Here is a 10,494-nt window from a genome sequence, read left to right as displayed (position 1 = left end):
TGCCGCCGGACCCCCGTGGGGGCCGGCGGCACGTCCGGGCGACCGGTGGTCGCGAGGTACATCAGTGGCAGCGGTAGGTCGGGGCGGAGTCCTTGACCTGGTTGTCCACTCCGACGAACTGCCAGGTGTAGGTGGTGTCGGTGAGGTCCAGCTTCAGCACGCCGTAGGGGCCGCTGATCCGCTTCTGGCTGTGGGGCTGGACGGTCTCGATCGGGTAGGGGGAGGCGCCGCCCATGCCGCCGACGATCTCGACGATGCCGTCGGCGGTGGCCCGGCCGTCGGGGTCCTGCGGGGCGAAGCGCTCGTAGTGGTGGTCGTGCCCGTTGAGGACCAGGTCGGCCTTGGCGTCGTAGAGGATCCTCCAGACCGGCCGGGAGACGGGGTCGTTGCCGTGGCCGCCTGAGGAGTAGAGCGGGTGGTGGAAGTAGGCGGCGACGCAGCCCTTGGTGGTGCGGGCGAGGTCGTCCTTGAGCCACTGGATCTGGGCGGGGTCGTCGAAGGAGTTGGAGTCGAGGGCGACGAAGTGCCAGTTGCCGTGGTCGTAGCTGTAGTACGGCTTGCCCTGCGGGTAGGCGATCGCGCCGAAGTAGGACTTGTAGCCGGCGAGGGGACCGGCCGGGTCGTAGGTCTCGTGGTTGCCGGGGACGGGCCGGGTCCTGGCCTTGAAGGCGCCCCAGGTCTTGTCGTAGTAGGCGCGGAAGTCGGAGAGCATCGCGTCGTCGTACTGGTTGTCGCCCATGGTGACGTGGAAGGCGGGCGCGAGGCGCTGCGCCAGCGCGGCCGTCTTGGGGTGGGCGCAGGAGCTGCTGGACGCGGTGCACCTGTCCGCGATGTCCCCGGCGGCGACGACGGTGAAGGCGCCGGTGGGCGGGGGCGTGCCGCCGCTGGTGCCGTACGCCTCCAGTTCGTACAGGGAGTAGCCGTACGGGGTGCCGCGCGAGGTGCCGTACACGCGCAGGTAGCGCCCCTGCCCGGTGAGTCCGGTCCAGTCGTCGGTGCCGCCGTTGCCCGCGCTCTCGGTGGCGAGGGTGGTCCAGGCGACGTTGTCGGCGGAGATCTCGACGCGGTAGGTCCGGGCGTACGCGACCTCCCACACGAGGCGGACCCGGGAGACGGTGGCGGAGGGGCCGAGGTCGACGGTGATCCACTGCGGGTCGGAGCCCTCGGCGCTGGCCCAGCGGGTGGTGGTGACGCCGTCGACGGCCTTCTCGGGGCCGAAGGTGGCGTCCTCGATCGAGGAGGAGGTGGCGGGCCGTCCCTGGGAGATCAGCGGGTCGGCGGCGGCTCCCGCCCGGCCGGGCTGGGCGAGGAGGAGGCCGCCGACGAGTGCCAGGAGGGCGGCGAGGAGGAAGGACGGACGGACGGTCGTGAGGGGGGTGGAGCGGGGACGGAGAGGGGCTGAGACGGACGGGCGCATACCCGGACTCCCTGGCCTGGGGGTGGCGAGAGCTGGACACCGGTGCGGAGCACGGCCGGCGCGCGGGGGCACGGACGCCGGCCCCCGGGGCGGGCCCGTGGGCGCGGCGTCCGGCCCGCGGGGTGAAAGGGGCACCCCACGGGCGAGCCGTGCACGGCGGCCGGGTCAGAGCTCTCGCTGAGCGCGTCACGTCCCGGGGAGGGGCCGCCGCGCCGAGCCGCCGCCGGGGATGCTATCGGACAGGAAGGTTTCCTTCCAGACCTCGGACAGGCCTCCGCCCGGCCGGAGTTGAACGCGGGACGGCTGGGACGGAAGGGGCGACGGGAAGGCCGTGAGGCTGTCGCCGGCCCGTCGCGCCGGGCGGGTCAGAGACTGACGTGGTACGCCTTGCGGAGCGTCTCGTGCACCGTCCAGGTGGTCCGGTCGCCCGCGCGCAGCACGCAGGCGTCGCCCGGGCCGATCTCCAGGGTCCGCCCGCCCTCGACCTCGACCGTCGCCCGCCCGCTGACCACCACGAACAGCTCGTCGGCCTCCGTGTCCGTGACGACCCCGGGCGTGATCTGCCAGATGCCGCGCACCTGCGTGCCGTCGGCCGACTCCCACAGCACCTTTCCCGAGACCTCCGGGGCGCCGGAGACGATCTGCGCGGGATCGAGCGGCTCGGGTTCGAGTACGGCGTCCGGAATGTGCACGGCGAAGGACGGCAGGTCATGAGTGGTCGTCATGGGCGGTGACTGTAGCGGCCGGGACGAACGGGCCGGGAGGGTGTCCGGTGTGCGCCACCGAGGTTTGCCGGGCGCGCGCCCGCGCCAGGGATGGAGCATGCCCACACAGGTGTCCGAAGAGGTACGGGAGGCGCTCCACGAGGGCCGTCCCGTCGTCGCGCTGGAATCGACGATCATCGCCCACGGTCTGCCGCGCCCGCGCAACCTGGCCGTGGCCGTGGAACTGGAGGAGGCGGTACGGGCCGGGGGCGCCGTCCCCGCGACGGTGGCCGTCGTCGACGGCACGGCCCGGGTCGGCCTGGACCGGGCCGAGCTGATCCGGATCGCGGAGGATCCGGCGGTACGGAAGCTGGGGCACCGGGACCTGGGCCCGGCCCTCGCGACGGGAGCGACCGGCGCGACGACCGTCTCGGCGACGGCCCTCCTGGCGGACGCGGCCGGCATACCCGTCTTCGCCACCGGAGGACTCGGCGGGGTCCACCGCGAGTGGCGCGAGACCCAGGACGAGTCCGCCGACCTGCGGCTGCTCGCCCGGGTCGGGATCACCGTGGTGTGCGCGGGCGTGAAGTCGATCCTGGACGTGCCGGCGACGCTCCAGCGGCTGGAGACCCTGGGCGTGACGGTCGTCGGGTACGGCACGGACACCTTCCCCGGCTTCTACCTGGCCTCCTCCGGCGAACCGGTCGACTGGACGCTGCGCAGCCCCGGGGAGGTGGCGGAGGTCATGCGGGCGCGGGACGGCCTCGGCGCCCCCTGGTCGGCGCTCGTGGTGGCCAACCCGGTGCCGGAGGCGGAACAGCTGGACCCGGCACTGCACGACCGGGTGCTCGCGCGGGGGCTCGCCGAGCTGAAGGAGAAGGGCATCACGGGCCAGGCGGTGACACCCTTCCTCCTGGAGTACCTGACGACCCACACGGACGGCGCGTCCCTGGAGGCCAACCTGGCGGCGGTGCGAGGCAACGTCCGGCTCGCGGCGCGCATCGCGGGGGCGTACGCCGCGGGCGGGCGGTGAGCGCCTCGGGCGGTGCGCTCCTGGTCGTCGGGGACGTGGTCACGGACGTCGTCGCCCGGCACCGGACCCCGCTGGCGCCCGCCACGGACACGGCGGCGGAGATCCGCACCCTGCCGGGCGGAGCCGGCGCCAACGCCGCCTGCTGGGCGGCCCGTTCGGCGGCCGAGGTGCGGCTGCTCGGCCGGGTCGGCGCGGAGGCGGCCGACTGGCACGAGCGGGCCCTGCGGCGCGCGGGCGTCCGGCCGGTCCTCGTACGCGACCCGGAGGCCGCGACGGCGACCGTGATCGCCCTGGTGGACGCCTCGGCGGAGCGCACGTTCCTGACCGACAGCGGTGCCGCCCTGCGCCTCTCCCCCGGCGACTGGTCGGCGGAGCTCCTGGAGGGCGTGGCCCGGCTCCACCTCTCCGGCTACCTGTTCTTCACCGCCCCGAGCCGGGAGGTCGCCCGGCGGGCGCTGCGGGACGCCCGGTCGGCGGGGGTGCCGGTGAGCGTGGACCCGGCGTCGGCGGGCTTCCTCGCCGGGCTCGGCCCCGGCCGGTTCCTGGCCCGGGCGGCGGGCGCGGAGACCCTGCTGCCCAATGCCGGCGAGGCCCGCCTGCTCGCCGGCCGCTCCTCGCCCGCCACGGCGGCGGCCACGCTCAGCCGGCGCTTTCCCCTGGTGGTCGTCACCCTCGGCGCGGGCGGAGCGCTGATCGCCGAGGGCGGCGCGGTCACGGCCCGCGTCCCGGCGTCCCCGGTCGGCCCGGACCGGCTGGTCGACTCGACCGGCGCCGGTGACGCGTTCACCGGCGCCTTCCTGGCCGCCCGCCTCGCGGGCGCGACCCCCGCCGAGGCGGCGGAAGCCGGCTGCCGCGCGGGCGCGGAGGCGGTCACCCGGGTGGGCGGCCGGCCGGAGGAGGCCACGGGAGGGGAGGGCCCAGCCGGCGGCACGGTGTGAGCGATGGCCGGTGTGAGCGACGGCGGGGCCCGGCGTGAGCAGCGGCACGGCCCGGCGTGAGCGGCTCACCACGGCACGGCTCCCGTACCGGTCCGGCCGCCTGGCACGGCGTGAGCAGCGGCACGGCTCCCGCGCCGGTCGGCCACGGAAGCACGGCGCCCCCCGGCGGCACGACGTGAGCGGCGGCACGGCGCCCCTCGGCGGCACAGCACGGCACGCTCTCCGGCACCGCTCCGGCCACGGAAGCACGGCGCCCCCGGCGGCGCCCTACCGGTCGATCCCCGTCCACGCCGGGTGGCGCGGGTCGTCGGCGCGCACGACGACGTCGGCGGTGCCGGCCGGGTCGGCCTCGGCGGCGTACCGGGCGAAGGCCGGCAGGGTCCAGGCCTCCTCGGTGCGCCGGGCGAGTGCGGCGGGCGAGAGGCGCAGGTGGACGGTGAGGTCGAAGGGGAACCAGTGGCCGAGGAGGAACGGCCCGTGCACGATCAGCACCCCACCGGGCGGCAGCGTCACGTACGGACTGCGGGTGGCCCGGTCCCGCGCCGGGTCCCAGAGGTCGGGCAGCACCCGCCCGGTGCCGCCCGGCTCCAGTGGCGTGAAGACCTCCCGCCAGAGGGCCCCGGTGTCGACCCATTCGCCGTAGTACGCGTCGGGGTCCTGCTTGCCGTGCTCGTACCGGAGGGAGGCGGGCCGCAGGAAGCCGTCGGTCGCGACGACGTGGACGGCCCGGCCGCGTGCCCTCAGCTGTTCGGCGAGGTTCGCGGCCAGCTCGCCACCGGGCGCGGCCGGCGGTCCGTCGAGCCCGACCTTCAGCCAGTCGCTTCCGTCGCGGGGGGTCGCCCGGTCGAGGTGGGCGCCGAGCCGGCCCGCCAGCCGGCCCCAGGTGATCGGCTCGTATCGCATTCCGCTCATCCTGCCCGCTCCTCTCCCGCCGCCCGCCACCGCCCCGCGCGCGACCGCGTTTGACCTTGCCACTGGCGTCAGGGTTCGACCATCGGGTCCATGAACACCACCTCACCCACCAGGGTCGTCGTCGTCACCGGTGCGGGTACCGGCATCGGCCGGGCCACCGCGCGCGCCTTCGCCGGGCAGGGAGCGGCCGTCGTCGCCGTGGGGCGCAGGCCCGAACCGTTGCGCGAGACGGCCGACGGCCATCCCCTCATCCACCCGCTGCCTCTCGACGTGACGGCGGAAGGCGCGCCGGAGGAGATCGTCCGCGCCGTGCTCACCGGTCACGGCCGCCTCGACGTCCTCGTGAACAACGCCGGGATCGCGGCCGGCGGCCCGCTCGGCACCCTCGACCGGACCACCCTGGCGCCGCTCCTGGAGACGAACCTCCTCGCCCCGGTCCTGCTCACCCAGGCGGCCGTCCCGGCGCTCCGGGAGTCGCGCGGCGTGGTCGTCAACGTGACGACGGCGATCGGGCAGCGCGGCTGGCCGGGCAGCTCCGTCTACCCAGCGACCAAGAGCGCCCTGGAGACCCTCACCCGTTGCTGGGCGCTGGACCTCGCGCCCGACGGCGTCCGGGTGGTGGCGGTCGCCCCCGGCGCGATCGAGACACCGATCGGGGAGCACATGGGGCTGTCACCGGAACGCCTCCGGGCGGTACGGGAGTGGCAGCTCGCCCATACGCCGCTGCGGCGGCTCGGCCGGCCGGAGGAGGTCGCGTGGGCGATCACCGCGCTCGCCGCGCCCGAGGCCGCCTATCTGACCGGGACCGTCCTGCCCGTCGACGGCGGCGCCCTGGTCACCTGAGTCGCGCCCCCCACCGCCCGCGTGTCCGCCCGGTGGTAGAACAACGCGGGAGGTGGTGCGCGTGCGCATCGGTGAACTGGCCCGCAGGACGGGTGTCTCGGCGCGGGCCCTGCGCCACTACGAGCAGGCGGGTCTCCTCGTCTCCGCCCGGGCGGCCAACGGCTACCGGGTGTACGAGGAGTCGGCGGTGGGCCGGGTGGCCAACATCCGCCATCTGCTGGACGCCGGGCTCACCCTGGAGGACGTCGCCGCCTTCCGCGAGTGCCTCGACGGGGACCTCGCCTCGGCCCCGCCGTCCGAGGGGGGCCTGCGGATCGCCCGTCGACGGCTGGCCGTCCTGGACGCGCGGATCGCGGCGCAGACGGCGGCCCGGGACCGTCTCGCCGCCGCCCTTGCCGCCGTCCCGACCTGAGCGCGGCCCCCGCCGTCCACTTCTGGGGGTCCCGCTCAGCGCACGTCCGACGTGGACGGTTCGGCGGCGGCCCCGCTCCGGCGCAGTTCGGCCCGGCCGCTGTCCAGGGCCTCGGCCGGCGTGAGCCGCCCCGCCGCGAGCGCCCGGCAGGTCGCCGCGTCCGTACGGAGACGTACGTCGGGGTCGCCGGCCGCCCCGTCCCCGTACGCGAGGCTGCCGTCGGCCCCGATCCGTACGTGGAACTCGCCTTCGTCCAGGGTCACCTGCACGAGTCCGGGGCCCAGTTCCGCGAGCGGTCCGAGGAGCGGGACGGCGAACCAGTGGGCCCGGACGGCGTCGGTCGGGCGCGGTTCGGCGAGGTCCTGCGCGCCCCAGTCGGCCAGGGCGCGCAGGACGGGGAGGAGGTCCCGTCCGCGCGGGGTGAGTTCGTACACCGAGGCCGAGGCGGGGGGCGGCAGACGGCGGCGGGTGACGAGTCCGGTGGCCTCCATGTCCTTGAGGCGGCCGGCGAGCATGTCGGTGCTGACGCCGGGGAGATCGGCGTGCAGGTCGGTGTAGCGGCGCGGTCCGGCGAGGAGTTCACGGACGACGAGCAGGGTCCAGCGGTCGCCGACCAGGTCGAGGGCGTGCGCGGCGGCGCAGTGCTGGTCGTAGCTGCGGCGGCGTGGCTGACGTGGCATGTCCCGCAGTCTAGACATGTTGTTGGACTTTCCAAGCTCGAACTTGGTAAAACCAAGCACCAACAGTTTCCGGGGACCTGGGGAGTGCGGACATGGAGTTCCGGCAGTCGAGCAAGCTGAACGAGGTCTGCTACGAGATCCGCGGCCCGGTCATCGAGCACGCCAACGCGCTGGAGGAGGCGGGCCACAGCGTCCTGCGCCTCAACACCGGCAACCCGGCCCTCTTCGGCTTCGAGGCCCCGGAGGAGATCGTCCAGGACATGATCCGGATGCTCCCCCGGGCCCACGGCTACACGGACTCGCGCGGCATCCTCTCCGCCCGCCGGGCCGTCGCCCAGCGCTACCAGGAGATGGGCGTGCCCGGGGTCGACGTGGACGACGTCTTCCTCGGCAACGGCGTCTCCGAACTCGTCTCCATGGCCGTCCAGGCCCTGGTGGAGGACGGCGACGAGATCCTGATCCCGGCCCCGGACTTCCCGCTCTGGACGGCGGTCACCACGCTCTCCGGCGGCAAGGCCGTGCACTACCTGTGCGACGAGTCCTCCGACTGGTACCCGGACCTCGACGACATGGCGTCGAAGATCACCGACCGGACCCGGGCCGTGGTCGTCATCAACCCCAACAACCCCACGGGCGCGGTCTATCCGAAGGAGGTCGTGGAGGGCATCCTCGATCTGGCCCGCCGGCACGGGCTGATGGTGTTCGCGGACGAGATCTACGACCGGATCGTCTACGACGACGCCGTCCACCACCCGGCCGCCTCCCTCGCCCCCGACCTCGTCGTCCTGACCTTCGGCGGTCTGTCCAAGACCTACCGGGTGGCCGGCTTCCGCTCCGGCTGGCTCGTCGTCAGCGGCCCGAAGCAGCACGCGAGGAACTACCTGGAGGGCCTCACCATGCTGGCCTCCATGCGGCTCTGCGCCAACGCCCCCGCCCAGTACGCCATCCAGGCCGCCCTCGGTGGCCGGCAGTCGATCGACGAGCTGACCGCCCCGGGCGGCCGGCTGCGCGAACAGCGCGACCGGGCCTGGGAGAAGCTCAACGAGATCCCCGGCGTCTCCTGCGTGAAGCCGAAGGGTGCCCTGTACGCCTTCCCGCGCCTCGACCCGGCCGTCCACCGGATCCACGACGACGAGAAGTTCGTGCTCGACCTGCTGCTGCGCGAGAAGATCCAGGTCGTGCAGGGGACGGGCTTCAACTGGCCGAGCCCGGACCACTTCCGCATCCTGACCCTGCCGCACGCCGACGTCCTCGACGCCGCGATCAGCCGCATCGGGCGCTTCCTCAACGGCTACCGCCAGTGACGCCCGGCCCTCCGGCTGTCATGATCGGAGGGTGGGGGGATCCACGGATCCGTGTCGGCGCGCGGGAGGGACGACCGGTCATGGACGCGACACCGACAGCCCTGGCGGGAACACCTTCGGGTGTGATCGCGACGCACGGGTTCCAGGGGCGGGCCGCCGAACGCACGGCCGCGCCCGCCCGGAGCGAGCCGCTCCGGCAGGGGCGGATCGCCCGCGGCGCGTTCGCGGGCACGCCGGTCGAGCACCGGCACAGCCGGAAGGACCGCTGGTTGCGGGCGGTTGAGGAGCCGGGCCCCGAGGAGGCCGAGGAGACCCGATTCGTCCCCCACCGGCGGCGGACCGCGGCCCGGCAGGCCCTGTTCCGGGTGCGGCTGGTCTGCGACGACCCCGAGGTGCGGCGTCTCACGGAGGCCGCCCGCGCGCACGAGGCGGCTGACGAGGAGGACGCCCGCCGCTCGGACCGGGCGCGGCAGGCACGGGCCCGGTTCGTCACGGCCGCCGCCGCTCCCGGCGTGCGCTGAGGGAGGACGGCCGTGGACCTGGTCGCTCCCGTCGTCGTCGAACCGCTGCGCGGACGCCGCTGCTCCGAGTGCCGGCGGGGGCCGCTGCCGCGGATGATCCTGGAGTTCAACGCGCCGGTCTGCCTGGACTGCGCGGACCTGGGCCACCTGGTCTTCCTGCCGCGCGGCGACACGGCACTCACCCGGCGCGCCCGGGAGAACAGCACCTTGTGGGCGGTGGTCGTCCGGCACAACCGGCGCCGTACGCGGTACGAGCGGCAGGGGCTGCTCGTCGAGGAGGAGGCGCTCGCCCGGGCCGAGGCGGCCTGCCTGGCGGACGCGGAGGCACGGGCCAGGCGGCGGGCCCGGGACGCGGAGCGGCGCGCGGTCCGCGACGCCGGGCTCACGGCGGCCCTGGAGGCGGAGATCCTGCGGCTGTTCCCGTCGATCCCGGCGGAGCGGGCCCGGGAGGTCGCGGTGCACGCCTCGGTGAAGGGCAGCGGCCGGGTGGGACGCACGGCGGCGGGCCGGGCCCTGGACCCGGGCGCCGTCACGGCCGCGGTGCGGGCGTCCGTGCGGCACGTCGACACCCCGTACGACACGCTGCTCATGGGGGGCGTGCCGCGTCACCAGGCCCGGACGAGGGTGGCGCCCGCCATCGAGGCGGTGCTCCGGGCCTGGCGGTACGGCGGGGAGGACGGCCACGGCCGCGACCGGGGCTGACGGCTGGGGAGCCGACGGGGCGCGGCCGGGGCGGGCGTCCCGGACGGTCAGGCCCGGCCGGCCGTCTCGGTGTCGCCGGCGCGGCGGGCGCGGCGGTACAGCAGGGCGCCACCGAGGAGCAGCGCGGCGCTCGCCGGAAGCACGTAGCCGAGGGCGTCGGCGCCGGTGGCGGCCAGCGCCGGGCCGCTCGCCTCGCCCTGCGGCGCGGGCGCGGGCGCGGGACGCGGGGCCTCGTCGTCCTGCGGCACCGGTACGTTCCGCACGGGGGCGGGGGTCTGGGGACGCGGCGTCGGGTTCTCGACCGGCTGCTCGGGCAGCTCCGGCTTCGGCGGCGTCACCGGGCCGTTGACCGAGGTGTTGCCGAAGGCCGGGTTGCCGATGCCGACCACGTTGACGGAGTTGCCGCTGACGTTGACCGGGACGTGGACGGGGGCCTGGACGACGTTCCCGGAGAGCACGCCGGGCGAGCCCTGGGCCGTGCCCTCTGCGGTGGCCCCGCCACCGTTGGAGGATCCGCCGCCGTGGGAGCCCCCACCGTGGGAGCCGCCCTGCTCCCCGCCGCGCGGGGTGCCGGGCAGGTCCTTGTGCGCGCGGCCGCCGCTGTCCTCGCCGTAGCCCGCGGGCTCGGCGGAGTGGTTCGCACAGCTGTTGCCGAAGGCCGGGTTGAGCAGTCCGACGACGTTCACCGTGTTGCCGCAGACGTTGACCGGTACGTGCACCGGCGCCTGCACCGTGTTGCCGGACGCCACTCCCGGCGAGCCGACCGCGGCGCCCTGTGCGCCGGAGTCGGCGTGGGAGACGCCCGCCGAGAGAGCGAGCGCCCCACCCGTGACCATCAGTGTGGCCAGACCACTTCGGCGAATCTGCCTCATGGCTTCCTGCCTTCCGGAGGTGTACACGGGCGAGTGCCCGTACCGGAATAAACGCACCGAACACGTTTGCCGGATCCTCTCGTTGGCGTGATTCACTCCAACGAGTGGGGTTGGGTGCACCTGTCCGTCACCCGCCGAGGAGGTCCGTGAGGGCTC

General features: G+C 75.1%; 12 protein-coding genes. 7 read left to right on the top strand and 5 right to left on the bottom strand.

From position 1 onward, the window contains the following. Positions 1-61: 61 nt before the first annotated feature. Positions 62-1,417 carry a discoidin domain-containing protein gene (locus RIF68_RS14860; RefSeq protein ID WP_309051712.1) on the bottom strand — a complete coding sequence of 452 codons (1,356 nt, stop codon included), beginning with the start codon at positions 1,415-1,417 and terminating at the stop codon, positions 62-64. A 365-nt stretch (positions 1,418-1,782) separates the two neighbouring features. Beyond that, positions 1,783-2,142, bottom strand: a complete 360-nt coding sequence (locus RIF68_RS14855; RefSeq protein WP_309051711.1) for a cupin domain-containing protein — start codon at positions 2,140-2,142, stop codon at positions 1,783-1,785. A 97-nt stretch (positions 2,143-2,239) separates the two neighbouring features. Here RIF68_RS14855 and RIF68_RS14850 point away from each other — a divergent pair, with 97 nt between their 5' ends. Further along, on the top strand, positions 2,240-3,154 hold the full coding sequence (locus RIF68_RS14850; RefSeq protein WP_309051710.1) for a pseudouridine-5'-phosphate glycosidase: 915 nt from the start codon (positions 2,240-2,242) through the stop codon (positions 3,152-3,154). Further along, positions 3,151-4,092: a PfkB family carbohydrate kinase gene (locus RIF68_RS14845; RefSeq protein WP_309051709.1), complete on the top strand. Its 942-nt coding sequence runs from the start codon at positions 3,151-3,153 to the stop codon at positions 4,090-4,092. The genes RIF68_RS14850 and RIF68_RS14845 overlap by 4 nt, the downstream gene beginning before the upstream one ends. A 267-nt stretch (positions 4,093-4,359) precedes the next feature. Here the strand turns inward: RIF68_RS14845 and RIF68_RS14840 are convergent, their stop codons facing one another. Then, positions 4,360-4,995 carry a uridine kinase gene (locus RIF68_RS14840; protein ID WP_309051713.1) on the bottom strand — a complete coding sequence of 212 codons (636 nt, stop codon included), beginning with the start codon at positions 4,993-4,995 and terminating at the stop codon, positions 4,360-4,362. Between the two features lie 99 nt (positions 4,996-5,094). On the opposite strand from RIF68_RS14840, the gene RIF68_RS14835 reads away from it, so the two are divergent. Both RIF68_RS14835 and RIF68_RS14830 read left to right on the top strand, forming a co-directional pair. Next, positions 5,095-5,847: an SDR family oxidoreductase gene (locus RIF68_RS14835; RefSeq protein WP_309051708.1), complete on the top strand. Its 753-nt coding sequence runs from the start codon at positions 5,095-5,097 to the stop codon at positions 5,845-5,847. A gap of 61 nt (positions 5,848-5,908) precedes the next feature. Next, positions 5,909-6,259, top strand: coding sequence for a MerR family transcriptional regulator (locus RIF68_RS14830; protein ID WP_309051707.1), 351 nt, complete (start codon positions 5,909-5,911; stop codon positions 6,257-6,259). A 35-nt stretch (positions 6,260-6,294) separates the two neighbouring features. Here the strand turns inward: RIF68_RS14830 and RIF68_RS14825 are convergent, their stop codons facing one another. After that, positions 6,295-6,939, bottom strand: a complete 645-nt coding sequence (locus RIF68_RS14825; RefSeq protein WP_309051706.1) for a helix-turn-helix domain-containing protein — start codon at positions 6,937-6,939, stop codon at positions 6,295-6,297. A gap of 92 nt (positions 6,940-7,031) precedes the next feature. Here RIF68_RS14825 and RIF68_RS14820 point away from each other — a divergent pair, with 92 nt between their 5' ends. The 3 genes from RIF68_RS14820 (at position 7,032) to RIF68_RS14810 (ending at position 9,466) form a co-directional block, all read left to right on the top strand. Further along, a complete protein-coding gene (locus tag RIF68_RS14820) occupies positions 7,032-8,243 on the top strand; it encodes a pyridoxal phosphate-dependent aminotransferase (protein WP_309051705.1) in 1,212 nt (403 codons plus the stop codon). 80 nt (positions 8,244-8,323) lie between these two features. Beyond that, a complete protein-coding gene (locus RIF68_RS14815; protein ID WP_309051704.1) occupies positions 8,324-8,764 on the top strand; it encodes a hypothetical protein in 441 nt (146 codons plus the stop codon). A 12-nt stretch (positions 8,765-8,776) separates the two neighbouring features. Then, the gene (locus RIF68_RS14810; protein ID WP_309051703.1) at positions 8,777-9,466 is read left to right on the top strand and encodes a DUF2293 domain-containing protein; all 690 of its coding nucleotides are present in this window, start codon (positions 8,777-8,779) and stop codon (positions 9,464-9,466) included. Positions 9,467-9,513: 47 nt separating this feature from the next. Here RIF68_RS14810 and RIF68_RS14805 read toward each other — a convergent pair whose 3' ends face one another. Continuing rightward, entirely contained in the window at positions 9,514-10,338 is an 825-nt protein-coding gene (locus RIF68_RS14805; RefSeq protein ID WP_309051702.1) for a chaplin, read from the bottom strand. Positions 10,339-10,494: the final 156 nt, after the last annotated feature.

Source organism: Streptomyces sp., from assembly GCF_031178505.1.
Taxonomy (GTDB): domain Bacteria; phylum Actinomycetota; class Actinomycetes; order Streptomycetales; family Streptomycetaceae; genus Streptomyces; species Streptomyces gulbargensis.
The sequence above is the reverse complement of the archived record's forward strand: the minus strand, read 5'-3'. Positions and strand labels throughout refer to the sequence as shown.